The sequence below is a fragment of the Pseudomonas sp. B16(2017) genome (assembly GCF_002113205.1).
In the GTDB taxonomy this organism is placed as follows: domain Bacteria; phylum Pseudomonadota; class Gammaproteobacteria; order Pseudomonadales; family Pseudomonadaceae; genus Aquipseudomonas; species Aquipseudomonas pharyngis.
Genome location: NZ_NEKA01000005.1, coordinates 141,820 through 167,518, shown reverse-complemented (window position 1 = coordinate 167,518; position 25,699 = coordinate 141,820). Strand labels below are relative to the sequence as shown.

At 61.5% G+C, this 25,699-nt stretch carries 21 protein-coding genes; 8 read left to right on the top strand and 13 right to left on the bottom strand.

Annotated features, from left to right (window positions below; translation table 11 throughout):
- Window positions 1-84: 84 nt before the first annotated feature.
- Entirely contained in the window at window positions 85-609 is a 525-nt protein-coding gene (yjgA, locus tag CAG25_RS10420; RefSeq protein ID WP_007953598.1) for a ribosome biogenesis factor YjgA, read from the top strand.
- Between the two features lie 51 nt (window positions 610-660).
- On the opposite strand, the gene tldD is transcribed toward yjgA, so the two are convergent.
- The 8 genes from tldD to mreB all read right to left on the bottom strand — a co-directional run bounded on the left by tldD (window position 661) and on the right by mreB (window position 12,026).
- A complete protein-coding gene (tldD, locus tag CAG25_RS10415; RefSeq protein WP_007953601.1) occupies window positions 661-2,103 on the bottom strand; it encodes a metalloprotease TldD in 1,443 nt (480 codons plus the stop codon).
- A 5-nt stretch (window positions 2,104-2,108) separates the two neighbouring features.
- Entirely contained in the window at window positions 2,109-2,969 is an 861-nt protein-coding gene (locus tag CAG25_RS10410) for a carbon-nitrogen hydrolase family protein (protein ID WP_085611331.1), read from the bottom strand.
- Window positions 2,970-3,027: 58 nt separating this feature from the next.
- Entirely contained in the window at window positions 3,028-6,831 is a 3,804-nt protein-coding gene (locus CAG25_RS10405) for a YhdP family protein (RefSeq protein ID WP_085611330.1), read from the bottom strand.
- Window positions 6,832-6,906: 75 nt separating this feature from the next.
- Window positions 6,907-8,364: a ribonuclease G gene (gene rng / locus CAG25_RS10400; RefSeq protein WP_007953605.1), complete on the bottom strand. Its 1,458-nt coding sequence runs from the start codon at window positions 8,362-8,364 to the stop codon at window positions 6,907-6,909.
- Window positions 8,365-8,421: 57 nt separating this feature from the next.
- Window positions 8,422-9,018: a nucleoside triphosphate pyrophosphatase gene (locus tag CAG25_RS10395; protein ID WP_085611329.1), complete on the bottom strand. Its 597-nt coding sequence runs from the start codon at window positions 9,016-9,018 to the stop codon at window positions 8,422-8,424.
- 202 nt (window positions 9,019-9,220) lie between these two features.
- Window positions 9,221-9,712, bottom strand: a complete 492-nt coding sequence (gene mreD, locus CAG25_RS10390; protein WP_064593386.1) for a rod shape-determining protein MreD — start codon at window positions 9,710-9,712, stop codon at window positions 9,221-9,223.
- Window positions 9,712-10,848 carry a rod shape-determining protein MreC gene (mreC, locus tag CAG25_RS10385; RefSeq protein WP_085611328.1) on the bottom strand — a complete coding sequence of 379 codons (1,137 nt, stop codon included), beginning with the start codon at window positions 10,846-10,848 and terminating at the stop codon, window positions 9,712-9,714. Before mreC ends, mreD begins: the two co-directional genes overlap by 1 nt.
- 140 nt (window positions 10,849-10,988) lie before the next feature.
- The gene (gene mreB, locus CAG25_RS10380; protein ID WP_002555108.1) at window positions 10,989-12,026 is read right to left on the bottom strand and encodes a rod shape-determining protein MreB; all 1,038 of its coding nucleotides are present in this window, start codon (window positions 12,024-12,026) and stop codon (window positions 10,989-10,991) included.
- Window positions 12,027-12,237: 211 nt separating this feature from the next.
- On the opposite strand from mreB, the gene gatC reads away from it, so the two are divergent.
- From gatC to CAG25_RS10350, 6 genes are all read left to right on the top strand, one after another.
- Complete coding sequence (gatC, locus tag CAG25_RS10375) at window positions 12,238-12,525, top strand: Asp-tRNA(Asn)/Glu-tRNA(Gln) amidotransferase subunit GatC (RefSeq protein ID WP_007953612.1); 288 nt, start codon at window positions 12,238-12,240, stop codon at window positions 12,523-12,525.
- 16 nt (window positions 12,526-12,541) lie between these two features.
- The gene (gatA, locus tag CAG25_RS10370) at window positions 12,542-13,993 is read left to right on the top strand and encodes an Asp-tRNA(Asn)/Glu-tRNA(Gln) amidotransferase subunit GatA (RefSeq protein WP_085611327.1); all 1,452 of its coding nucleotides are present in this window, start codon (window positions 12,542-12,544) and stop codon (window positions 13,991-13,993) included.
- Window positions 13,994-14,003: 10 nt separating this feature from the next.
- Window positions 14,004-15,449 carry an Asp-tRNA(Asn)/Glu-tRNA(Gln) amidotransferase subunit GatB gene (gene gatB, locus CAG25_RS10365; RefSeq protein WP_039769265.1) on the top strand — a complete coding sequence of 482 codons (1,446 nt, stop codon included), beginning with the start codon at window positions 14,004-14,006 and terminating at the stop codon, window positions 15,447-15,449.
- Between the two features lie 164 nt (window positions 15,450-15,613).
- The gene (locus CAG25_RS10360; RefSeq protein ID WP_085611326.1) at window positions 15,614-15,988 is read left to right on the top strand and encodes a septal ring lytic transglycosylase RlpA family protein; all 375 of its coding nucleotides are present in this window, start codon (window positions 15,614-15,616) and stop codon (window positions 15,986-15,988) included.
- Window positions 15,989-16,034: 46 nt separating this feature from the next.
- Window positions 16,035-17,096, top strand: a complete 1,062-nt coding sequence (locus tag CAG25_RS10355; protein ID WP_085611461.1) for a calcium/sodium antiporter — start codon at window positions 16,035-16,037, stop codon at window positions 17,094-17,096.
- Window positions 17,093-17,473 (top strand): carboxymuconolactone decarboxylase family protein, encoded by a 381-nt coding sequence (locus CAG25_RS10350; protein ID WP_011332452.1) that lies wholly within the window; start codon window positions 17,093-17,095, stop codon window positions 17,471-17,473. The genes CAG25_RS10355 and CAG25_RS10350 overlap by 4 nt, the downstream gene beginning before the upstream one ends.
- 116 nt (window positions 17,474-17,589) lie before the next feature.
- Here the strand turns inward: CAG25_RS10350 and CAG25_RS10345 are convergent, their stop codons facing one another.
- From CAG25_RS10345 to kdgD, 5 genes are all read right to left on the bottom strand, one after another.
- Window positions 17,590-18,531 (bottom strand): AEC family transporter, encoded by a 942-nt coding sequence (locus tag CAG25_RS10345; protein WP_064382550.1) that lies wholly within the window; start codon window positions 18,529-18,531, stop codon window positions 17,590-17,592.
- 184 nt (window positions 18,532-18,715) lie between these two features.
- Window positions 18,716-20,269 (bottom strand): galactarate dehydratase, encoded by a 1,554-nt coding sequence (gene garD, locus CAG25_RS10340; protein ID WP_064593380.1) that lies wholly within the window; start codon window positions 20,267-20,269, stop codon window positions 18,716-18,718.
- Between the two features lie 11 nt (window positions 20,270-20,280).
- On the bottom strand, window positions 20,281-21,645 hold the full coding sequence (locus tag CAG25_RS10335) for an MFS transporter (protein WP_039769701.1): 1,365 nt from the start codon (window positions 21,643-21,645) through the stop codon (window positions 20,281-20,283).
- 99 nt (window positions 21,646-21,744) lie between these two features.
- A complete protein-coding gene (locus CAG25_RS10330) occupies window positions 21,745-23,184 on the bottom strand; it encodes an aldehyde dehydrogenase family protein (protein WP_039769256.1) in 1,440 nt (479 codons plus the stop codon).
- Window positions 23,185-23,245: 61 nt separating this feature from the next.
- Window positions 23,246-24,157: a 5-dehydro-4-deoxyglucarate dehydratase gene (kdgD, locus tag CAG25_RS10325; RefSeq protein ID WP_011332448.1), complete on the bottom strand. Its 912-nt coding sequence runs from the start codon at window positions 24,155-24,157 to the stop codon at window positions 23,246-23,248.
- A gap of 235 nt (window positions 24,158-24,392) precedes the next feature.
- On the opposite strand from kdgD, the gene CAG25_RS10320 reads away from it, so the two are divergent.
- Window positions 24,393-25,691 carry a phospholipase gene (locus CAG25_RS10320; protein WP_085611325.1) on the top strand — a complete coding sequence of 433 codons (1,299 nt, stop codon included), beginning with the start codon at window positions 24,393-24,395 and terminating at the stop codon, window positions 25,689-25,691.
- The last annotated feature ends 8 nt before the right edge of the window (window positions 25,692-25,699 follow it).

The following is a 25,699-nucleotide window of genomic DNA, read 5'->3' as shown; positions in this document are numbered from 1 at the left end:
TTCGGCTGGGGCCTTCGAGCGACCGGGCCGGACAAGCGGCCCCCGACTGGTTATCATGGCGGCGTTTCTTTGCGGACTGCCACCATGGTTGATTCTTACGACGACTCCCTCGATACGGGAGAAAAAAGCAAATCCCAGGTCAAACGCGAGCTGCATGCTCTGGTTGACCTTGGCGAGCGCCTTACAACGCTCAAGCCCGACTTGCAGGCAAAACTGCCATTGACCGACGCTTTGCGCCGGGCCCTGGCTGATGCGCCCAAGCACACCGCGAACATCGCGCGTAAGCGGCACTTGCAGTTCATCGGCAAACTGATGCGCGATCAGGACACTGACGCGATTCTCACCCTGCTCGATCAACTCGATGCCTCTACCCGTCAGTACAACGAGCGTTTTCACAACCTCGAACGCTGGCGTGACCGCCTGATCGCCGGTGACGATGCCGTACTGGAGAAATTCGTCGTCGATTACCCGGACGCCGACCGCCAGCAACTGCGTTCCCTGATCCGTCAGGCCCAGCACGAGGTTGCGCAAAACAAACCTCCTGCGTCGAGCCGCAAGATCTTCAAGTACATCCGTGAGCTGGACGAGACTCAACGCGGTCTGCGCTGATATTCGCCACCGGGTGGCCGCACCGCGCGCCACCCGAAGCTCCATCCCTTCTTATGCGCCCGTGCCACCCACGGTGATCGCATCGATTTTCAGGGTCGGCTGACCCACACCCACCGGCACCGACTGCCCGTCCTTGCCGCATGTGCCCACACCGCTGTCCAGCGCCAGATCGTTACCGACCATCGACACCCGGCTCATCGCTTCCGGACCGTTGCCGATCAACGTTGCGCCTTTGACCGGTGCAGTGATCTTGCCGTCCTCGATCAGATAAGCCTCGCTGGTGGAGAACACGAATTTGCCGCTGGTGATGTCGACCTGACCGCCGCCGAGGTTGGCGCAGTAGATGCCCTTTTTCACCGAGGCGATGATTTCCGCCGGATCGCTCTGGCCGCCGAGCATGTAAGTGTTGGTCATCCTTGGCATCGGCAGGTGCGCATAGGATTCGCGCCGACCGTTGCCGGTGCGGGCTACGCCCATCAGCCGCGCGTTGAGCTTGTCCTGCATGTAGCCTTTGAGCACGCCGTTTTCGATCAGCGTGGTGCACTCGGTCGGGGTGCCTTCGTCGTCGACGCTCAGGGAGCCGCGACGACCGCTCAGGGTGCCGTCATCGACGATGGTGCAAAGCTTGGAGGCAACCATTTCGCCCATGCGTCCGCTGTAGGCTGAACTGCCCTTGCGGTTGAAATCGCCTTCCAGGCCGTGGCCGACCGCTTCGTGCAGCAGCACGCCGGACCATCCCGAGCCCAGAACCACCGGCAAGGTCCCGGCCGGTGCCGGAATCGCTTCCAGGTTCACCAGCGCCTGACGCAGCGCCTCACGGGCATAGCCCATGGCGCGGTCTTCGGCGAGGAAATAACGGTAGTCGGTACGCCCGCCGCCGCCATGTCCGCCGCGCTCGCGACGGCCGTTCTGCTCGACGATCACACTGACATTGAAACGCACCAGCGGACGCACATCGGCCGCCAGGCCGCCGTCGGTCGAGGCCACCAGAATCCGCTCCCAGACCCCGGCCATGCTCACGCTGACCTGCTGGATTCGCGGGTCGAGGGCGCGGGTCGCCACATCGATGCGCTTGAGCAATTCGACTTTTTCAGCGCGGCTCAGGACTTCCAGCGGATTGTCCGGCGCGTACAACTGGGCGACGTCCTGGGTGCTGAACGCCTGCACCGTGCCGTTCTGCCCGGCGCGGGAAATCGAACGGGCCGCACGGGCCGCCGCGCCGAGGGCTTCGAGGGTGATCGCGTTGCTGTACGCGAAACCGGTTTTTTCGCCGGACTGCGCACGCACGCCGACGCCCTGGTCGAGGTTGAAACTGCCTTCCTTGACGATGCCGTCTTCCAGCGACCAGGACTCGGAAATCTGCCCCTGGAAATACAGGTCGGCCGCATCGATGCCTGGACCCGCCAGATCACCGAGCACGCCTTGCAGGCTCTCGATCGTCACGCCGCCGGGCGCCAACAGGTGATCACTGACTGAGGACAACAACTCGCTCATAGGTTTTACGCCTTAAATTCGTGTTCTGAAGCAGGTCGCTGTGCGCCCTGCGAAAAAAACCGCCGATGACCGGTCACCGGCATTCGCGCCCGGATGGACGCTTGTTCATTGCTGTCGCGCTCGGCCAGCAACACGGCTTCGCCTTGTTCCTGCTGCGCCAGCACGCGGCCCCACGGATCGACAATCGCCCCGTGGCCAAAGGTTTCCCGCGGCCCCGGATGCGTTCCGCCTTGGGCTGCCGCCAGCACGTAGCACTGGGTTTCAATGGCCCGCGCGCGGATCAGTACATCCCAGTGCGCCGCCCCCGTCACCGCAGTGAAGGCCGACGGTGCGGTAATCAGTTCAGCCCCGGCTGCGCGCAATTCGCTGTACAGCTCCGGGAAGCGCAGGTCGTAGCACACCGTCAGGCCCAATCGCCCGACCGGCGTGTCCGCGACCACCACGCCACTGCCATAAGCATAGTCATCGGATTCGCGGTAACGGCCGCGATTGTCCGCTACGTCGACATCGAACAGGTGCAACTTGTCATAGCGTGCAACGATTTCGCCCTGATCGTTCACCAGAAGCGAGCAGGCATGGGACTTGGCCTCGGGCTGCCCCACCGGTGGTAACGGCAAGGTGCCGGCCACTATCCATAACCTGAGGTCGCGGGCGGTCTGTTTCAACCACGGCAGGATCGGGCCTTCGCCAAGCGCTTCGGCGCGGCCGATATCGGCGATGTCGCGACGGCCCATGGCCGCGAAGTTTTCCGGCAGCACCGCCAGCTTCGCGCCGGCGTTGGCGGCCTGTTCGAGCAAACGTCGGGCATCGCGCAGATTGGCCAGCACATCGCTCTGGCTGACCATTTGAATCACCGCTAAAGACATGGCGCACTCCGCAAGAGGTATGCGGCCATGCTACTCCATCGGTTCAGGGGCTGGCTGTTCAAAAAGGCTTGTCGAAGGTGATTTTCGGCTCTTTCCACGGGCCTTTGACGGTGTATTTGACGCTGGCGAACCGCGCCACGCGATCGCCGATCAGCTTGTCGATCAGGAACAACGCACCGCCGACGGCCGGCGCGCCGACAATCAGCGCGGCAATCGGCAGGTTGTTGGTCACAGGCAAAGTCACCAGCAATTTGGCATCTACCTTGTCGCCCACCAGATCCAGCGTGCCGTCCAGTTCCAGGTTGCTCGAGGGGCCGGTCAACTTGATCGGCTCTTTCGTCACATACACGCCGTTGGTCGCCACCAGCAATCCCTTGACCCGGTCGTAGCTCAGGCCTTTGCCGAACAGGTCGGAGAAGTCGAGACGCAAACGCCGGCCAATCGAGTTGAAGTTGAGCAGACCGAACACCCGCAACGCCTGGGCACCGCCCTCGACTTCGACGAACTGGCCTTTGTTAAGGGACGCGTCGAGTGTGCCGGAGAAGCGCTTGGTCGCCAGCCACGCCGGCGAGCCCGGCCAGCGGCCATCGACATCCATGTGGAATTCTTCGCTGGTCACGCTCGGCGCAAAACCCCAGCCCTTGAGCACATCGGCGAGGTTCTTGCCGCCGATCCGCCCCTTGTACCAACTGGTCGTGGCACCGGGCGCTCCCTCCCAGCCACCGCTGCCCTGCAAGAGGATGCCCTTGAGGCCCAGATCGAGGTTGTTCAGGGCAATGCCCTTGGCGGTCGGCCGAATCTTGAGCGACCAGCCGCCGACCAGGTCCTGGCCCTGGAACAATTGATTGATGGTGATATCCAGCGCCGGAATCTTGCTGGGATCGACCGAGGCCAGCGGGTCCGGCGCGTTTTCGTCGGCCTGCACCGTCGGGTCCGGCGCTGGCAATCGCACGTATTGCAGGTTCACCGCAATCGGCGCGCCCTTGGCGTCAGGAATGCCCGCCGTGCCTTTGGCCTGCTGGCTGTCGAGGGCCAGCGCCCAGGCACCGGGCTTGCGATTCACCTGCACGGCTGCCTGATCCAGGGTGGTGCCGAAGGCGGTGAGTTTGCCGATCTTGAAATCTGCGCTGCTGAGCAACTGTTTGGCGTTGCCGCCTGGATCCTGGCCGGCGTATTTGTCCAGCAGATCCTGCCACGGCTTTACGTCCAGCTCCGACAACACGCCACGCACCCGCAGGCCTTTGTTGCCCGGCAACACCGCTTCGCCAGCGCCAAGGAACAACTCGCCACGACCATCGGCGAAACTGCTCGGTGGCGCGGCGAAAGTGAAATTGGCCAGTTGATCGTAATTGACCCAGTAACGCCGTTCCTGCCCCTGCAATGTCATCCGGAACACCGTGTCACGCCCGACATCGGCGGCCATGCCGAACGGCGCCGGCAGATCCACCGCCACGCCTTTCAGACTGGAGCTGACCATCAATTGGCTGTCGGCACCGTCCAGATTCACTTGCAGCTGATACGGAATCGTCCCGGACACCGGCAAAGGCTGAGTCACACCCAGCCAGTCGGTGAGTTTCTTGACCTCGACCTGTCCTGACGCCGCGACCCGGGTCTTGAGTTTGCCGGGGGCGCCGTCGGCGAAGATTTGCGCGGTCACCGGTTTGTCGAAGGCCCGGGCACTGATGTTCTGCCCGCTCAGCCCTTTGGCGCTGTCGAAGCGGAAGTCGCCCTTGAGCTGGCTCAATTCCAGCTTCGGCTCCGCCAGCTTCAAGCGCGCATTGGCGGTTTTGAAGTCGACGAGAATTTTCGGCTGATCACCCTTGGCCAAAGGCACATCGAGTTTGAGTTTGCCTTGCAGGTCACCCTCGCCTTCCCAGCCGGCAAAAGTATCGGCGGTGCCGATCGGCGCCTCCTGAAGAATCTTCAGGCCATCGCCCAGCCCGCCGGCAAAGCTGCCGTCGAGGAACATATGGCTGTGCTCGCCGCTCGGCACATGGGGAATATTGACGAAGACATCGCTGACCTGGGTGTCGAGCAACTGACCCTTGCTGGCCAGAATCCGCACGCCGCTGTCTTCGATGAACACATCACCGTTGACCTTGCTCACGTGCGGCCAGCCTGGCTGGAACGCCAGTTCGGCGTCGTGCACCTTGAAGAACAGACTGATGCTGCGATCCGCTTCCCCGGCGTTCTTGTTCAGCGAACCCTGATACTGGAAGAAACCCTGATCCACCGCGCCCTTGAGAATCGCCGTACGCAGCCATTCATCGAGGGCCGGGCTCAGGACTTGCGGCAAGTACTTGGCGGTGTAGCGACCGTCGCCATCCACCAGACCGACCCGCAGATCCATGTAGTCTTCCTGGCTGTGATCGAAATGCAGGCGGATCAGGAAGTCGCCGGCGATCTTGCCTTCCTCGCCGAGCACCTTCAGGTACGGCGCAATCAGGGTGAAACCTTCTTTATCGAGCTTCCAGGTCAACCGGGCGTTGGCCTGAATGTATTGCCACGGCTTGGCGAAGATCGGATCGAGGTGCAGGACGAAGTCCTTGCTGTCCATGCGCAGCTCCCCGCCGCCGAGATTGCCGGTAAGACTGCCGCTGACATTCCGTGCCGCCGGCGCGCCGTGGTAGGCGTCGAAGCCGACTTGATCGAGGTTGGCGGCGAAGCTGAATTTGCTGTCGTCGGTGGCGTTCGGCCGGAAATCCAGCAGCACGTTACGCAGACCGCCGGTCACTTTCAGGCGCTCGACCACGGTGGCGAAGCCTTGGGGCAAAGGGCCGAGGGCATTGAGCAAAGGTGTGATCGGGGTCAGGTCGAGCCGGTCAGCCTGCAGATGCCAGAGTTCGTCGGTGCTATCGGTGGCGGCAGTCTGTTTGATCTGCACATGGGATTCCCAACGGGTTTCGCCGACATTCATCGCCAGCGAATCAAGTGTGACAATGGCTCCCTCGGAGCCGCGCTGGAAATAGCCATTGAGCGCCAGATTGTTGATCTGGATCGGCTTGCGTTCAGCGTAGGCGCCGGTCAGTTGCGGCGCATTGAGACGGATCGCAGCACTCTGCAACGCCCCCTCGCGCCAGTTGACCCACAGCTCACCACCGGCCTTGATCTCGGAGAAATTCCATTGTTGAGTCAGGCGCTCGGGCAACCATTTTGACCAGTCGCTTTGCGGCAGGCTGACATAACCTTCCACTTCGCTGCTCTGCCACTGATTCGGACGAAGTCGTGTGCGCAGGCTCAGCGCCACAGGCTGACCGTCGGGCAGGGTCAGGCGCGCATCGAGGCGTTGGCGGCTGGACCCGGTCTTCAGATTGAGACCGACATAAGTGAGGGTCAGCGGCGCCTGCTCCAGCGGCTGCAACGTCACCTGACTGTCGAGCACCGACAGTTGCTGAATCATTTGCATGCGGTTGAACAGTTGCTCGGGATCCATGGGCTGGTCCTGCTGCACCGGCAAGCCTTCCAGCGCCCACTTTCCGTCTTCGCCTTCCTTGAGGCTGATCTTCAGACCGTTGAGTTCAAGATGGGCGATGCGTACTTCCCGGGCGAGCAAACTGGCCCAAAGATCCGGCACCGCGCGCACCCGATCCAGGCGCAGGGCATTGGCGCCGCTGCCGACCATCACGTCGTGGGCCAACAGGATCGGCGCGAATCCACTCCAGTTGCCTTCCAGCTCGCCGATCTGCAGCGGCATGCCCAGGGCGGCACTGGCCTTGTCTTCGATATCGGCGCGGTATTCGGCCACCAGTGGCGTGAGTTCCCGGCCGAGACTGACGTACAACGCCATCAATACCAGAACCAACGCGCACAGGCCCAGACCCCAGCGGGTCAGTGCGGCCAAAATGCGTGTCAGACGTTCCATGTCAGTTGGCTCCCATGGCAAAAATACTGCAAAAAGCTGAGGCCAGCCGTTTCAGGAAAAAGGTGATGCAGGGGTTCAGAGCAGCACCACGTCATATTGTTCCTGGGAATACATGGTTTCCACCTGGAAGCGTATGGTGCGCCCGATGAAACCTTCAAGTTCGGCCACGTTACCGGACTCTTCATCGAGCAGCCGGTCGACGACTTTCTGGTTCGCCAGCACCCGATAACCCTCGGCCTGATAGGCCCGGGCTTCACGCAGGATCTCGCGGAAAATCTCGTAGCAAATGGTTTCCGGGGTTTTCAGCTTGCCCCGGCCCTGACAGCTGCTGCACGGTTCGCAAAGCACTTGCTCGAGGCTTTCGCGGGTACGCTTGCGCGTCATCTGCACCAGGCCCAACTCGGTAATGCCGATGATGTTGGTCTTGGCGTGATCGCGCTCCAGCTGTTTCTCCAGGGTACGCAGCACCTGACGCTGGTGCTCTTCGTCTTCCATGTCGATGAAGTCGATGATGATGATCCCGCCCAGATTGCGCAGGCGCATCTGCCGGGCAATCGCGGTCGCGGCTTCGAGGTTGGTCTTGAAGATGGTTTCTTCAAGATTGCGATGACCGACGAACGCCCCGGTGTTCACGTCAATGGTGGTCATGGCTTCCGCCGGATCGATCACCAGATAACCGCCGGACTTCAGCGGCACCTTCCGTTCCAAGGCTTTCTGGATTTCGTCTTCGACGCCGTACAGGTCGAAGATCGGCCGCTCACCCGGGTAGTGTTCCAGACGATCGGCGATTTCCGGCATCAGTTCGGCGACGAACTGCGTGGTTTTCTGAAAGGTTTCCCGGGAGTCGATGCGGATCTTCTCGATCTTCGGGCTGACCAGATCGCGCAGGGTACGCAGCGCCAGGCCCAAGTCTTCGTAGATCACGCTCGGTGCGCCGATGGTCTTGATCTGCTCGTTGATCTGATCCCACAAGCGGCGCAGGTAGCGGATGTCCATCAGGATCTCATCGGCCCCGGCACCTTCGGCGGCGGTACGCAAAATGAAGCCGCCGGCCTCCTTGATGCCTTCTTTGGCCACGCAGTCGCTTACCACCTGTTTGAGGCGTTCGCGCTCGGCTTCGTCTTCGATCTTCAGAGAAATGCCGACGTGGGCGGTGCGCGGCATGTACACCAGATAGCGCGACGGGATCGACAATTGCGTTGTCAGCCGCGCACCTTTGGAACCGATCGGATCCTTGGTGACTTGCACCACCAGGCTCTGGCCTTCGTGTACAAGCGCACTGATGCTTTCCACCGCCGGGCCTTCGCGCAGGGAAATTTCCGAGGCATGAATGAAGGCTGCGCGATCCAGGCCGATGTCGACGAAGGCCGCCTGCATGCCCGGCAGGACCCGCACCACCTTGCCTTTATAGATGTTGCCGACGATCCCGCGCTTTTGCGTACGCTCGACGTGCACTTCTTGCAGCACACCGTTTTCGACCACCGCCACACGCGATTCCATCGGCGTGATGTTGATCAGAATCTCTTCACTCATGGCAGGGTCTCGTTCAGGCATGTTCACGATAATGGCCGCATCTGGTCCGTTCGACGCTTATTGCGCGTTCAGGGTTTGCCAACAGGGTATGTCGAAATGGCCGAGCAGTTCTGCGCTTTCGCACACCGGCAAGCCGACAACCGCCGAGTAACTGCCATTGAGGCCGGCAACAAACACCGCGCCGAGCCCCTGAATGCCGTAGCCACCCGCCTTGTCCCGGGGCTCGCCGCTGGCCCAGTAGGCGGCGGCTTCTTCGCGACTGATCGAGCGGAACCGCACCCGACTGCGCACCACCCGCGACTCGCAGCGCTGGCCGTCGAGCACGGCAATCGCCGTCAGCACTTCATGCTCCTTGCTGGACAACATCATCAGCATGGCGCATGCATCGGCTTCGTCCACCGGTTTGCCAAGAATTTTGCCGTCCAGCACCACGGCGGTGTCGGCGCCCAGTACGCAAAATGGTCCAGCGCAGACGACGGTGCGCCGTCCGGCCTCGGCCTTGCCGCGCGCCAGGCGCTCGACGTAGGCCGATGGGGATTCATTGGCGAGAGGGGTTTCATCGATGTCCGCGCTGATGGCGGTAAACGGGATGCCGATCTGCGTGAGCAATTCACGCCGACGCGGCGATCCTGAGGCGAGGTAAAGCTTTTTCATCAAGACATCTCCCTGTTTGGTGCCCTGCCTCACAAATGCTGTTCCCTTTGGCCGGCGTCTGTTGTTGCCATACTGCGTTGCCGTTCCTCGCCATAGCACGCTATGACTCGTCACGGCGCCTTGTCTGGCAACAACAGCCGCTCGCCCAAAAAGAACTTCATTTGCGAGGCAAGGCACTGGTACGGGCAAATGCCTGACCGAATCAGTTGATTTTGTAGCGCCGGCGCAATCCACGCAAAGCGAAGCTGACCCATGGCCAGAGCAAGGCACTGACCAGTGCCGGCAGTACCAGCGCGAGGGTCGGCTGACGGTTGCCGGTCAAGGCACTGAGCCAAAGCTGTACGAGCTGGGCGAGGCCGAAGATCACCAGGATCACCAGACTCTGCTGCCACATCGGGAACATCCGCAGGCGTTGCTGCAACGACAGCACCAGAAATGTGATCAGGGTCAGGATCAAGGCATTTTGACCGAGCAGATCGCCCTGTAGCACATCTTCGGCCAGTCCCAGGCAGAACGCCGTGACCATGCCGACCGTATGCGGCAGGTACAAAGCCCAGAAAGTCAGGAGCAAGGCCAGCCACAGCGGGCGCAGGATTTCCATGAAAATCGGCAATGGCGACACGCTGAGCAGTATGCCGACGATAAACGTCAGCCAGACGATCCAGCCGTTACGCGATGCGGTAGCTCCGACCATTATTCTTGCCTCCCGGTGGTCGCCGGCGCAGTGACAGGCGGCTTGGCCGCTGGTCGAGCAGCGGGCTGATTGGCCGGTGGCTTGCTGACCGCGGGTGTGGCTGCAGGCGGTTTGCTCGCAGCGGGTTTGGCCGGCGTGGTGCCGGCGGCAGGCGTAGCCGGCGGTGTCGCCGTGGCAGAGGTTGCGGCTGCGGCTGCGGCTGCGGCAGGCGGGGTGACGATTTTCGGCACCGTGGCCGGAACCACCGGACCGCCACCAAAGGCATCGAGGTTTTCCTGAGCCTGCGCGGCATCGTTGGCACGTTCTTCGGCGGTGCGGTTGTCACTGAATACCAACAGCAGGTAGCGGCTGCGGTTCAATGCGGCGGTCGGCACGGCGCGAACAATGGCGAATGGCTGGCCGGAATCGTGGATCACTTCCTTGACCGTCGCCACCGGATAACCGGCCGGGAAACGCTGACCGAGGCCCGAACTGACCAGCAGATCACCTTCCTTGATATCGGCGGTGTCCGCCACGTGGCGCAACTCCAGACGCTCAGGGTTACCGGTGCCGCTGGCAATCGCCCGCAGACCGTTACGATTCACCTGCACAGGAATGCTGTGGGTCGAGTCGGTCAGCAGCAGCACACGGGAGGTGTACGGCATCAGTTCGACCACCTGCCCCATCAGGCCGCGAGCATCGAGCACCGGCTGGCCAAGCACCACGCCATCACGCTCACCTTTATTGATGATGATGCGATGGGTGAAGGGGTTGGGGTCCATGCCGATCAGCTCGGCCACTTCGACCTTCTCGTTGACCAGCGCGGAGGAATTTAGCAACTCGCGCAAACGGACGTTCTGCTCGGTGAGGGCGGCAAGCTTCTGCATGCGACCCTGCAACAGCAGGTTCTCCGACTTGAGTTTTTCATTTTCCGCGACGAGCTCGGTGCGACTGCCGAACTGGCTGGCGATCCCTTCCCACAACCGTCCGGGCAGGTCGGTAATCCAGTAGGCATCCATCAGCACCAGCGAGGCCTGGCTGCGTACGGGTTTAAGCAGGCTGAAGCGCGCGTCAACGACCATCAGCGCGACCGACAGCACGGCCAACACCAACAAGCGCACGCCCAGTGAGGGGCCCTTGGCGAAAAGCGGTTTAATAAGCCGCTCCTCCCAGGCAAATGTTCTGTTTATTCATACGGCATCAAACCGGCCTGGATGAAGACTGACAGAAGATAAACGCCAACAGGCAGCACTGCAAAGTGCTGCCTGTGCGCTCACCCACGTATTGCACCCGGCGATTATTCGCTGGAGAGCAGGTCCATGGTGTGCTTGTCCATCATTTCCAATGCACGGCCACCGCCGCGAGCGACGCAGGTCAGCGGATCTTCGGCAACGATCACCGGCAGACCGGTTTCCTGGGCCAGCAGCTTGTCGAGGTCTCGCAGCAGCGCGCCACCGCCGGTCAGCACCAGGCCACGCTCGGCGATGTCGGAAGCCAGTTCCGGCGGCGATTGCTCCAGGGCGCTTTTCACGGCCTGAACGATGGTTGCCAGGGACTCTTGCAGAGCTTCCAGCACTTCGTTGGAGTTCAGGGTGAATGCGCGTGGAACGCCTTCGGCCAGGTTGCGACCACGAACGTCGACTTCGCGAACTTCACCGCCCGGATAGGCCGTGCCGATTTCCTGCTTGATGCGCTCGGCGGTGGATTCGCCGATCAGGCTGCCGTAGTTGCGGCGCACGTAGGTGATGATCGCTTCGTCGAAGCGGTCGCCGCCAACGCGTACGGATTCGGCATAGACCACACCGTTCAGGGAGATCAGCGCGATTTCGGTAGTACCACCACCGATATCCACGACCATCGAACCGCGAGCTTCTTCAACCGGCAGGCCGGCACCGATCGCAGCGGCCATCGGCTCTTCGATCAGGAACACTTCACGGGCACCGGCACCAAGGGCCGATTCACGGATGGCACGACGCTCAACCTGGGTGGACTTGCATGGAACGCAGATCAGCACACGAGGGCTGGGCTGCAGAAAGCTGTTTTCGTGAACCTTGTTGATAAAGTATTGCAGCATCTTTTCGCAGACGCTGAAGTCGGCAATCACGCCATCCTTCATCGGACGAATGGCAGCAATGTTGCCCGGCGTACGGCCGAGCATGCGCTTGGCCTCGGTGCCGACAGCGACGACACTTTTCTGGTTACCGTGTGTCCGAATGGCCACAACCGATGGCTCATTCAGGACGATACCGCGCTCGCGCACGTAAATAAGGGTGTTGGCAGTGCCCAGGTCAATGGAAAGATCGCTGGAAAACATGCCACGCAGTTTCTTGAACATGGGAAAGGGACCCTAGGCAACGCGTGGGTAAAAAAGTGCGGCAAACTCTAACAACGACAGGGATTTTGGGCAAGGCGCCAATATGTTAAATTGGCCGCTTTTCTGTGCACCAAGCCCCACAATCGCGGCCTTATGACCGTAGAAGTGCGGTAGTGTTCCGACAATCTAACACACGGACGCCGTCCGTCCTGTTTTCCACTGGAGAAACCCGATGGCGCTAGAACGCTCCGACGTGGAAAAAATCGCTCATCTGGCCAGCCTTGGCCTTAATGACGCCGATCTTCCACACATCACTTCGGCCCTCAACAGCATTCTCGGGCTGGTCGACGAAATGCAGGCGGTCAATACCGACGGTATCGAGCCGCTGGCCCACCCGCTGGAAGCCAGTCAGCGCCTGCGCGCCGACGTCGTGACCGAAAGCAATAACCGCGAGGCTTATCAGTCCATCGCACCAGCGGTCGAAAACGGCCTGTACCTGGTTCCGAAAGTCATCGACTAAAGGGAAAGAGCCTGCAATGCATCAATTGACTCTGGCCGAGATCGCCCGCGGTCTCGCCGATAAAAAGTTTTCCTCCGAAGAGCTGACCAAAGTCCTGCTGGCACGCATTACCCAGCTCGATCCGCAGCTCAACAGTTTCATCAGCCTCACCGAAGAACTGGCCCTCGAGCAGGCGAAAGCCGCCGACGTGCGCCGGGCCAATGGTGAGAGCGGCGCCCTGCTCGGCGCGCCGATCGCCCATAAAGACCTGTTCTGCACCCACGGCATCCGCACCAGCTGCGGCTCGAAGATGCTCGACAACTTCAAGGCCCCGTACGACGCCACCGTGGTGTCGAAGCTGGCCGCCGCCGGCACCGTGACCCTTGGCAAGACCAACATGGACGAATTCGCCATGGGTTCGGCCAACGAGTCGAGCTGGTACGGCGCGGTGAAAAACCCGTGGGACCTGGAACACGTGCCGGGCGGTTCGTCCGGTGGTTCGGCTGCCGCGGTTGCCGCTCGTCTGTTGCCCGCCGCAACAGCCACCGACACCGGCGGTTCGATCCGTCAGCCAGCTGCATTCACCAACCTCACCGGCCTGAAACCGACCTACGGTCGCGTTTCGCGCTGGGGCATGATCGCTTACGCCTCCAGCCTCGATCAGGGCGGCCCTCTGGCTCGCACCGCCGAAGACTGCGCGATTTTGTTGCAAGGTATGGCCGGCTTCGATCCGAACGACTCCACCAGCATCGATGAACCCGTGCCGGACTACGCCGCTGGCCTGAATGGTTCACTGCAAGGCCTGCGCATCGGTGTGCCGAAGGAATACTTCGGTGCAGGTCTCGACCCGCGCATCGCCGACCTTATCCAGAACAGCATCAAAGAGCTGCAGAAGCTCGGTGCCGTAATCAAGGAAATCAGCCTGCCGAACATGCAGCACGCGATCCCTGCGTACTACGTGATCGCCCCGGCAGAAGCGTCCTCCAACCTGTCACGTTTCGACGGCGTGCGCTTCGGCCACCGCTGCGCAGACCCGAAGAACCTGGAAGACCTGTACAAGCGCTCCCGTGGCGAAGGTTTCGGGCCCGAAGTACAGCGCCGGATCATGGTCGGTGCCTACGCGCTGTCCGCCGGTTACTACGATGCCTACTACCTCAAAGCCCAGAAGATCCGTCGCCTGGTGAAGAACGACTTCATGACCGCATTTAATGAAGTCGACATCATCCTCGGCCCGACCACGCCAAACCCGGCCTGGAAACTCGGCGCCAAGAACAGCGACCCGGTCGCTGCCTACCTGGAAGACGTCTACACCATCACCGCCAACCTCGCGGGCCTGCCGGGTCTGTCGATGCCGGCCGGTTTTGTCGACGGTCTGCCGGTTGGCGTGCAACTGCTCGCGCCGTATTTCCAGGAAGGCCGTTTGCTCAACGTTGCGCATCAGTATCAGTTGAACACTGACTGGCACACTCGCACCCCAACCGGCTTCTGAGGAGACACACATGCAATGGGAAGTTGTGATCGGGCTGGAGATTCACACCCAGCTCACCACCCGGTCGAAAATCTTTTCCGGTAGTTCCACCCAGTTCGGTTCCGAGCCGAACACCCAGGCCAGCCTGATCGACCTGGGCATGCCCGGCGTGCTGCCGGTGCTCAACCAGGAAGCGGTGCGCATGGCGGTGATGTTCGGTCTGGCGATTGACGCCGAGATCGGCCAGCACAACGTGTTCGCCCGTAAAAACTACTTCTACCCGGACCTGCCGAAGGGCTACCAGATCAGCCAGATGGAGTTGCCGATCGTCGGCAAGGGCCACCTGGACATTGCCCTGGAAGACGGCACGGTCAAACGCGTCGGTATCACCCGTGCGCACCTGGAAGAAGACGCCGGCAAGAGCCTGCACGAAGAATTCAGCGGTGCCACCGGCATTGACCTGAACCGTGCCGGCACGCCGCTGCTGGAAATCGTGTCCGAGCCTGACATGCGCAGCGCCAAGGAAGCGGTGGCCTACGTCAAGGCGATCCACGCGCTGGTGCGTTACCTGGGCATCTGCGACGGCAACATGGCCGAGGGCTCGCTGCGTTGCGACTGCAACGTGTCGGTACGTCCGAAAGGCCAGGTCGAGTTCGGCACCCGCTGCGAGATCAAGAACGTCAACTCGTTCCGCTTCATCGAGAAGGCGATCAACTCCGAGATCCAACGTCAGATCGACCTGATCGAAGACGGCGGCAAAGTGATCCAGCAGACCCGTCTGTACGACCCGAACAAGGACGAAACCCGTCCGATGCGCAGCAAAGAGGAAGCCAACGACTACCGTTACTTCCCCGATCCGGACCTGCTGCCGGTGGTCATCGAGGATTCGTTCCTCAACGACGTGCGCGCCACCCTGCCGGAGCTGCCACCGCAGAAACGCGAGCGCTTCCAGAGTGCCTTCGGTCTGTCGGCCTACGACGCCAACGTGCTGGCCACCAGCCGTGAGCAGGCGGACTACTTCGAGAAAGTCGCGAGCATCGGCGGCGACGCCAAACTGGCGGCGAACTGGGTGATGGTCGAGTTGGGCAGCCTGCTCAACAAGCAGAACCTGGACATCGAGGATTCGCCGGTTTCGGCCGAGCAACTGGGCGGCATGCTGCAGCGCATCAAGGACAACACCATCTCCGGCAAGATCGCCAAGGTGGTGTTCGAAGCGATGGCCAACGGCGAAGGCAGCGCAGACGAGATCATCGAAAAGCGCGGCCTGAAGCAGGTTACCGATACCGGCGCGATCTCGGCGGTGCTGGACGAAATGCTCGCGGCCAACGCCGAGCAGGTCGAGCAATACCGCGCGGCAGACGAAGCCAAGCGCGGCAAGATGTTCGGCTTCTTCGTCGGTCAGGCCATGAAAGCCTCCAAGGGCAAGGCCAACCCGCAGCAAGTGAACGAACTGCTGAAAAGCAAGCTCGAAGGCTGACCACAATGGAGCCAGATCCAAAGCCTGGCTCCATTCCCTGTGGGAGCGGGCTTGCTCGCGAAAGCGGCGTAACAGTCAGCAGATATGTTGAATGTGAGTCCCCCTTCGCGAGCAAGTCGGAGCGCCGAACCGCCGCTCCCACATTTGTTTTCGGGATCCCTTGAATGAAGCGTTTGTTCAGCCTTTTCGCCCTGCTCTCCTTGCTGGCCGGTTGCGCCAGCACCGACACCATCGACCCGCACGGTTACGACCAGACCGGCGTCGCCTCCTATTACGGAGCCAAACACCACGGTAAACGTACCGCCAGCGGCGAAGCGTTCAACCAGAATTCCCTGACCGCCGCCCACCGCCAGTTGCCGTTCGGCACTCGGGTGAAGGTCACCAACCTGAAAAACGATGAATCCGTCGTGGTCCGCATCAACGACCGTGGCCCGCACACCCGTGGCCGCCTGATCGATGTTTCACGTGCGGCGGCCGAACAGCTCGGTATGCTGCGCAGTGGAACAGCCCGGGTTCGGGTGCAGGCCCTCGACGACTGATGGAGCGTCCACCATTTTCGGACTGACCGACTTGCCGCTGATCAGCGTGATCGAATTGCTCAGCGGGCTGCTCCTGCTGATCGCCGGCGCCGAGCTGATGGTACGCGCCGCCGTGCGTCTGGCCGCGCGCCTGCATGTACGACCGCTGATCATCGGCCTGACCATCGTCGCCCTCGGCAGCAGCGCCCCGCAAATGGCCGTCAGCCTGCAAGCCGTGCAGGCGCACACGCCGGACATCGCCGTCAGCAGCGTGATCGGCAGCAGCATTTTCAACATTCTTGTCACCCTCGGCCTGTCGGCACTTATCATTCCGCTGCGGGTGTCGCGGCAACTGGTACGCCTCGACATCCCGTTGATGATCGGCGCCAGCCTGCTGGTATTCGTGCTGGCGTGGAATGAAGAACTCGGGCGCTTCGACGGCATTCTGTTGCTCGGCGCCCTGGCGCTTTGTCTCGGATTACTGCTGCGCCAATCACGGCATTCGACCCGCCCGCATTCCGATCAACCCCACGATCCGCAGGCCCCGTGGTTTACCAGCCTGCTGATGATTGTCGGCGGCCTGGGCATGCTGGTGTTCGCCGGACACTTGCTGCTGGGGGCGGCCGTGGTCGTCGCCACTGACCTGGGGTTCTCCGAACGGGTGATTGGTCTGACCGTGGTCGCGGTCGGCACTTCGCTGCCGGAACTCGCCACCTCGCTGATCGCCGCGCTGCGCGGTCAGCGGGACATCGCCGTGGGCAACGTGATCGGTGCCAACCTGTTCAACCTGCTTGGGGTGCTGGGTTTCACCGCTTTGATCGCGCCGACACCGCTGTCGGTCTCGCCCAATGCGCTGGATTTCGACCTGCCGGTAATGCTCGGCGTCGCGTTGCTGTGCCTGCCGGTGTTCTATTCCGGCTACCGCGTGACCCGCGCCGAAGGTCTCCTGCTGCTGGGTTTGTATCTGGCGTACGGGCTGCACGTGGTGTCGTTCACCACCGGCATGCCACTGGCCGGCAAGCTCGAGCGATTGATGCTGTTTTATGTGCTGCCGACGCTGCTGACGTTTCTGTTTTTCACGTCCGTGCGCGCCTGGCGCCGCCAACACCACAAGAGGGATGTGCCATGACCGAATCGAAGAAATCCGGGGTTGAAGTCCGCCGTCAGGTAATGGGCGACGCGTTTGTCGATCGCGCATTGGGCAACGCTACCGAGTTCACTCAACCGTTGCAGGATTTCGTCAACGAACACGCCTGGGGCGGCGTGTGGAATCGCGAAGGTTTGCCACTGAAAACCCGCAGCCTGATCACCCTCGCCGCGCTGACCGCGTTGAAGTGCCCGCAGGAGTTGAAAGGCCACGTGCGCGGCGCGTTGAACAATGGCTGCACGGTCGATGAGATCCGTGAAGCGCTGCTGCATTGCGCGGTGTACGCGGGCGTACCGGCGGCGATCGATGCGTTTCGCGCGGCGCAGGAAGTGATCGACAGTTACCAGAAGCCTGAGTGACAGCACTGTCCCCTTCGCGAGCAAGCCCGGTCCCACAGGGTTTATGATCGCCACAGATCCAATGTGGGAGCGGGCTTGCTCGCGAAGAGGCCCGAAAGATCAAACCCGGCCTCAGGCTAGATCCACCCGCCCCACTGCAGGAAGAAAATCCCGATGTTGGTGGTGATCGCCGCCATCAGCGTGGTCAGCACAATGATCGCCGCCGCCAGTTCATGATTGCCCTGCGCCGCACGGGCCATGACAAAACTGGCGGCGGCGGTCGGGCTGCCGAAGTACAGAAACAGAATCCCCAGTTCCGCCCCGCGAAAGCCCCACAGCCATGCACCCAGCGTGGCGATCACCGGCAGGCCGACCATCTTCACCAGACTCGAACTGAGCGCCATCTTCCCGCTCTTGCGCAGCGCCGCCAGCGACAGCGTGCCGCCAATGCAGATCAGTGCCAGCGGCAGCGTGGTCTGTGCCAGGTACTGGCCGGAGGTTTCCAGCCAGCCCGGCAGACCGATCTTGAAATAAGCGAACGGCGCCGCCGCGATCACGCTGATGATCAACGGATTGCTGACCACGCTTTTGCAGATGCTCCACGGGTCCGACTTGATCACCGGGCTGTAGACCGCCAGCACGATGGTCGACAGGGTGTTGTAGAACAGGATCACCAGCGCCGCGAGAATCGCGCCGAGGGAAATCCCGTAGTCACCGTACATGCTCGCCGCCAGCGCCAGGCCGATCACCCCGTTGTTGCCGCGAAACGCGCCTTGGGTGTAGATGCCGCGATCTTCACGCGGACAACGGAAAATCGCCCAGCCCCAGGCGACGGCAAAACTGACCAGCGTGGCGAGGGCAAAATAGATCAGCAGCGCCGGCTGCAGCGCGGCGTGCAGGTCGGCGTGCAGGATGCCGAGAAACAGCAGCGCCGGCATGGTGACGTTGAACACCAGCGACGAAGCCGTATGGATGAAGTTGTCGTTGATCCAGTCGATGCGCTTGAGCAGCACACCGAGAAACAGCATGGCAAACACCGGCGCGGTGATGTTCAGGGTTTCAAGAAAAATAGCCAGCATGCCGGGGAGCCTTGGAGGTGAGCGTCGTTAGGGGGCTAATGATAAGCCACTTTCACCCCGATCGTTCCCACGCTCTGCGTGGTAACGTCTCCTGTGACGCTCCGCGTCACGCTGTTGGGACGCGGAGCGTCCCGGGCTGCATTCCCACGCGGAGCGTGGGAACGATCCACACCCCTCAAACAGATCAAGTAATCGGCGCCGGATTGAACAACGTAATGTCGTTATGCAGCTTGTGCTTCTCCGCCCACGTCTGCTGCTTGCCGCTCGCCACATCCAGGTAGTAGTGGAACAACTCCCAGCCCAATTCTTCGATGCTCGCGCGCCCAGTAGCAATCCGCCCGGCATCGATATCGATCAGATCCGGCCAGCGCTGCGCCAGTTCGGTACGAGTCGAAACCTTCACCACCGGCGCCATGGCCAGACCATAAGGCGTGCCACGCCCGGTAGTGAATACGTGCAGGTTCATCCCCGCCGCCAGTTGCAACGTACCGCAGACGAAATCACTCGCCGGCGTCGCACAGAAGATCAAACCCTTCTGCTTGAAGCGCTCACCCGGGCCGAGCACACCGCTGATCGCGCTGCTGCCGGACTTCACGATCGAGCCCAACGACTTCTCGACGATATTCGACAACCCGCCCTTCTTGTTGCCCGGCGTGGTATTGGCGCTGCGATCCGCTTCGCCCTTGGCCAGATAGCGGTCGTACCAGTCCATCTCGCGCACCAGTTCCTCGGCAACGGTTTTGCTCTGCGCCCGAGAGGTCAGCAGGTAGATCGCATCGCGCACTTCGGTGACTTCGGAAAACATCACCGTCGCCCCCGCCCGCAGCAGCAAGTCCGAGGCGTAACCCAGCGCGGGGTTGGCGGTAATGCCGGAAAACGCATCGCTGCCGCCGCACTGCATACCGAGGATCAGCTCGGACGCCGGCACGGTTTCCCGGCGGCGCTGGTCGAGTTTCTTCAGGCGAACTTCGGCCAGTTCCATGATCTGCTCGATCATCTCGGTGAAACCGTGACTGGAATCCTGCAAGCGATACAGCCACGGCTCGCTCAGATCCACCGAGGCATCGTCCTCGTGCATCACCTGCCCGGCCTGCAATTTCTCGCAGCCCAGGCTGATCACCAACGCCTCGCCACCGAGGTTCGGGTTGCGCGCCAGATTGCGCACGGTGCGGATCGGGATGTAAGCGTCGGTCGCCGTGATGGCCACGCCGCAACCGTAACTGTGGGTCAGCGCCACCACGTCATCGACGTGCGGGTACTTGGGCAACAGTTCGTCCTTGATCCGCTTCACCGCGTGATCGAGCACCCCGGTGACGCATTGCACGGTGGTGGTGATCCCGAGGATGTTGCGCGTGCCGACAGTGCCGTCGGCGTTGCGATATCCCTCGAACGTGAAGCCTTCCAGGGGCGCCTGGGCGTCCGGCACTTCGGTGGACAGCGGCAGGCTGTCCAGCGGTGGCGCGGTCGGCATGCGCAGTTGATCTTCCCTGACCCAACTGCCACGGGGAATCGGCTGCAACGCGTAGCCGATGATCTGGCCGTAGCGAATCACCGTGCCGCCCTCGGGGATATCCACGAGGCTGACCTTGTGACTCTGCGGCACGAAATCCACCGTTACCAGGCCATCGGCAAATGCGGTGCCGGCCGGCACGCCCTGGTCGTTGACCACTACCACTACGTTGTCCCGCTCGTGCAGGCGGATGTAGCGCGGCGAGTCGGAATGTTCAATCAACTGCATGACGCCGCTCCTCAGGAATGCGCTTGAGACAATTTGCCGGTGGCTTCGGAACCGCCCTGGGTTGGCGGCTCTTTAAGGACCACACGTTTGATCGGGCCGACTATCACCAGGTAGCTGAACACCGCCACGAGTGCGTTGGCACCGACGAACACCAGCGCCCATTTGAACGAGCCGGTCGAACTGATGATGTAACCGATGACGATCGGAGTGGTGATCGAGGCGATGTTGCCGAAGGTGTTGAACAGGCCACCGCTCAGACCGGCGATCTGTTTCGGCGAAGTGTCGGACACCACCGCCCAGCCCAGAGCCCCCACGCCTTTGCCGAAGAACGCCAAGGCCATGAAGCCGACCACCATCCATTCAACGTCGACATAGTTGCACGCCACGATGCTGCTCGAAACTAGCAGACCGGCAATGATCGGCGCCTTGCGGGCAAAGGTCAGCGAATGGCCCTTGCGCAGCAGGTAATCGGAAATCACCCCGCCGAGCACGCCGCCGATAAAGCCGCAGATCGCCGGCAACGAGGCGATGAAACCGGCCTTGAGGATGGTCATGCCGCGTTCCTGCACCAGGTACACCGGGAACCAGGTCAGGAAGAAATAGGTGATGCCGTTGATGCAGTACTGGCCCAGGTAAACGCCGAGCATCATGCGATTGGTCAGCAATTGGCGGATGTAATCCCACTTCGGACCGTCAGCCTTTTTGCCTTGTTTCTGGTCCATGTCGACCATGCCGCCGTTGTCGGCGATGAACTTCACTTCCGCTTCGTTGGCCATCGGGTGTTGGCGCGGGCTGTGGATAACCTTGAGCCAGACCAGCGAGAACACGATGCCGAGCAGGCCCATGACGATGAACACGTGCTCCCAGCCAAAGGAGAACACGATCCAGCCCATCAGCGGCGCGAACAACACGGTGGCGAAGTATTGCGCCGAGTTGAAGATCGCCGAAGCGGTGCCGCGCTCGGCGGTCGGGAACCAGGCCGCCACAATGCGGGCGTTGCCGGGGAACGATGGCGCCTCGGCCAGACCCACCAGGAAGCGCAGCATGAACAGCGCGACGATGGCCGTGGACATGCCGAATTCACCGACGAAGCCTTGCAGCACGGTGAACAGCGACCAGGTGAAAATGCTCAGGGCATAGACTTTTTTCGAGCCGAAGCGATCGAGCAGCCAGCCGCCTGGAATTTGCCCGGCCACGTAGGCCCAACCGAAAGCAGAGAAGATGTAGCCGAGGGTGACCGCGTCGATGCCGAGGTCTTTTTGCAAACTGGAACCGGCGATCGCGATGGTGGCGCGGTCGGCGTAGTTGATCGTGGTCACCAAAAACAGCATGAGCAAGATCAAATAGCGGACGTGAGTCGGCTTGGACGATTGCATGTAGATGTACTCCCACTGATTATTTTTATGCGGGTAAAACATTCTTTGGTCTTGTGCCGCGCAGGGCCTCAGGCGAAGGCCCGGCGCGGGTGCAGCGATTTACGAACCGATGTAGCTGGTCTTCACGACCGTGTAGAACTCTTGCGCATAGCGGCCTTGCTCACGTGAGCCATAGGATGAACCCTTACGGCCACCGAACGGAACGTGATAATCGACACCGGCGGTCGGCAGGTTGACCATCACCATCCCGGCCTGGGAATGACGCTTGAAGTGGTTGGCGTACTTCAGCGACGTGGTGGCGATGCCCGCCGACAAACCGAATTCGGTGTCGTTGGCCATGGCCAGTGCTGCCTCGTAATCGGCCACGCGGACGATGTTGGCCACCGGGCCGAAGATCTCTTCGCGGCTGATGCGCATCGAGGCTTCGCTGTCGGCAAACAGGGTCGGAGCGAGGAAGTAGCCCTCGGTGTCGCAGGTCACCAGAGCACCGCCGCTGACCAGACGCGCACCTTCGGACTGACCGATGTCGATGTACTTCATGTCCTGCTCGAGCTGCGCTTGCGAAACCACCGGACCGATGTCGGTGCCAGCCTTCAGCGCGTGGCCGACCTTGATCGACTTCATGCGCTCGGCCATGGCTTCGACGAACTTGTCGTGAATCCCGGCAGTGACGATCAGTCGGCTCGAAGCCGTGCAACGCTGACCAGTGGAGTAGAACGCGCTCTGCACCGACAGCTCGACCGCCTGCTTGAGGTCGGCGTCGTCGAGAATGATCTGCGGGTTCTTGCCGCCCATCTCCAACTGAACCTTGGCCTGGCGCGACACGCAATTGACCGCGATCTGCCGACCCACACCGACAGAGCCGGTGAAGCTGATGCCGTCGACTTTCGGGCTGTTGACCAAAGCTTCGCCAACCACGCGGCCGCTGCCCATCACCAGGTTGAACACGCCGGCAGGGAAACCTGCGCGGGAGATGATTTCAGCCAGGGCCCAGGCGCAACCCGGCACCAGATCCGCTGGCTTCAACACCACGCAGTTGCCGTAGGCCAGGGCCGGGGCGATTTTCCACGACGGGATGGCAATCGGGAAGTTCCATGGGGTGATCAGGCCGACCACACCCAGGGCTTCGCGGGTGACTTCGACGTTGACGCCCGGACGCACCGACGGCACGTAGTCGCCGGACAGGCGCAGGCACTCGCCAGCGAAGAACTTGAAGATGTTGCCGGCGCGGGTCACCTCGCCGATGGCTTCGGGCAAGGTCTTGCCCTCTTCCCGGGCCAGCAGGGTGCCGAGCTCTTCGCGGCGGGCGAGGATTTCGGTGCCGACTTTGTCCAGCGAATCGTGACGGGCCTGAATGCCCGAGGTCGACCACGCCGGGAACGCGGCGCGCGCGGCGTCGATGGCGGCGTTGACCTGAGCCAGGTCAGCCTTGGCGTAATCGCCGATGGTGTCGCTCAGTTCGGACGGGTTGATGTTCGCCGAGTAATCGTTACCGGCGACCCATTCACCGTTGATGTAGTTGTCATAGCGCTTGGTCACGAATCATTCTCCTGACGCAAAAGGCCGCTGATTGCTCAGCGGCCTTGTTTATAGAGGTGTGTTACTGCGCACCTTGCTTGTCGATCAGCGCAGCGAGCATTTCGTACTCTTCGCCGGTCAGGTCAGTCAGCGGCGCCCGCACCGGGCCTGCGTCATAGCCGGCGATCTTGGCGCCTGCCTTGACGATGCTCACGGCGTAACCGGCCTTGCGGTTGCGGATGTCCAGGTACGGCAGGAAGAAGTCGTCGATGATCTTGCCGACGGTGGCGTGATCTTCGCGGGCAATCGCGTGGTAGAAGTCCATCGCGGTTTTCGGGATGAAGTTGAACACCGCCGACGAGTAGACCGGCACGCCCAGGGCCTTGTAGGCAGCGGCGTAGACTTCGGCGGTCGGCAGACCACCGAGGTAGCTGAAGCGATCGCCGAGGCGACGACGGATCGACACCATCAGTTCGATATCGCCCAGACCGTCCTTGTAACCGATCAGGTTCGGGCAGCGTTCGGCCAGACGCTCCAGCAGCGGGGCGGTCAGGCGGCAGACGTTGCGGTTGTACACCACCACACCGATGTTGACCGATTTGCACACCGCTTCAACGTGGGCGGCGACGCCGTCCTGGCTGGCTTCGGTCAGGTAGTGCGGCAGCAGCAACAGACCTTTGGCGCCCAGACGCTCGGCTTCCTGAGCGTATTCGATGGCCTGGCGGGTCGAACCGCCGACACCGGCGAGGATTGGCACGCTGCTGGCGCAGGTGTCGACGGCAGTCTTGATGATTTCCGAGTATTCGCTGGCAGCCAGGGAGAAGAATTCACCGGTGCCACCGGCGGCGAACAGGGCTGAAGCACCGTACGGGGCCAGCCATTCCAGGCGTTTGATGTAGCCAGCGCGGTTGAAATCGCCCTGGGCATTGAAATCGGTCACCGGGAACGAGAGCAGGCCGGCGGAGAGGATGGACTTCAGTTCTTGTGGATTCATTATTCGAACACCCTGGTAGCAACGTTTTTTTGTGAGTGGACCGTTCAGCCTTCGCCGAAGTTGTAGGTCATCGTACAACTTAAAATATAACCGTCAACTGCATTTCATCGTTGGAGGGCATTTTTTGTCGGACAGGATTTCTTTTTGACGTAGGAAATTTCTCGACTAGCCTGAACTTAACTGTATATACATACAGTTAAATACAACCTGCCGACGACATATCAAGGAGAAAGAAATGTCCGGTCTACAAACAAAATGCTTCGAAAAACCTGCACCGGTCATCGCCCGTTTTGATGACTTGTTTACCCCCGGCGGCATCGCCTTCAATGCCGAAAACCCGCACTTGCTGTTGCACACCGCCGACGCGCACAGCGATGTCGAACCCGTGACCGCCCTGCCCGCTCAAGCCTTGAAAGGCAAGCCGCAACTGCGCTTCGAAGGTGCGGAACACACGGCTATCGGCGATAACACCCGACTGCGCTTCGTTGAAAATGCCGAGCCGCTACTCGCGCAAAACGTGCCCCTGCATCTGCCGAACGGGTTGGCGCTGACCTACGGCCAGGTGCTGGCACTGGGTGGTGATTTCTATGGAATCGTCGACCGCCCGATCAATGAAGGATCGACCCCGGCTGATCGCCTTCAGCGCTTCACGGCAGCCTTCGACAGCCTCGCAGCGCTGCCCGCTTCTAAAGTTGAAGCGACGCAAATTCTCGCGATCATGCAAAAGGAGATCGACGCGGTTAAACAGGCAATCAAGGACGGCAAGCAGCCTCATGAGGCCTACGACGCGTTAGGAGATACGTTGTCGGAAGAGTGGAACAAAATCACCGGCGGCGGCAGTTTCGTCTCGGCGCTGTTTCCGCTCGGTCGCTATCTGAAACTGGCGGCGAACAACGCCGACCATTTCGGCGAATGGGCCCGACAAGCCTACATCGCCGGGCACACCGTTGCCCTGCAAAACGCCGCTGCCGCCCACGCCAGTCAGGACGAGCTGCAACTGGAGCGGGCCTACGCGATGAACGCATTCGCCGACCACTACCTCACCGACCTGTTTTCCTCCGGACATTTGCGGGTGCCGCGCAAGGCCATGGCCGCCGCGGTGACACCAAGCGATCTGGGCTCGCTGATCACTCGCTTCATGCACGACGAAGACAGCAAGTTCGGCCTCAAGGTACGCAACGGCCATGGCGAGCAATGGCGGGCATTCGGTGACAAGCGCTACTTCGATGCCACGGACGCCGACAACCGCAATCAAGTGAATCAAGCCGTACAGGATTCGGCAAACGAGGTGTATGCCGCGTATTCAAGCGGCAACGTGCCGACCACCTTCAACGCGCTGCAACGGTTGCCGGATCTGACGGCCGTGCTCGATCCGGCCAACAACTTCTCGCCACTGTTCCGCGTCGAGGGCAACAAAGTCCTGCGGCGCAAGGACGTCAACAACCTCAACGACACCGCCACCGTCGACGACTGGTGGGGCTGGAGCACTTACCTGCTGCTCAAGGACTATCACCCAACCGGCAACACGAATTAAGGAGCGAT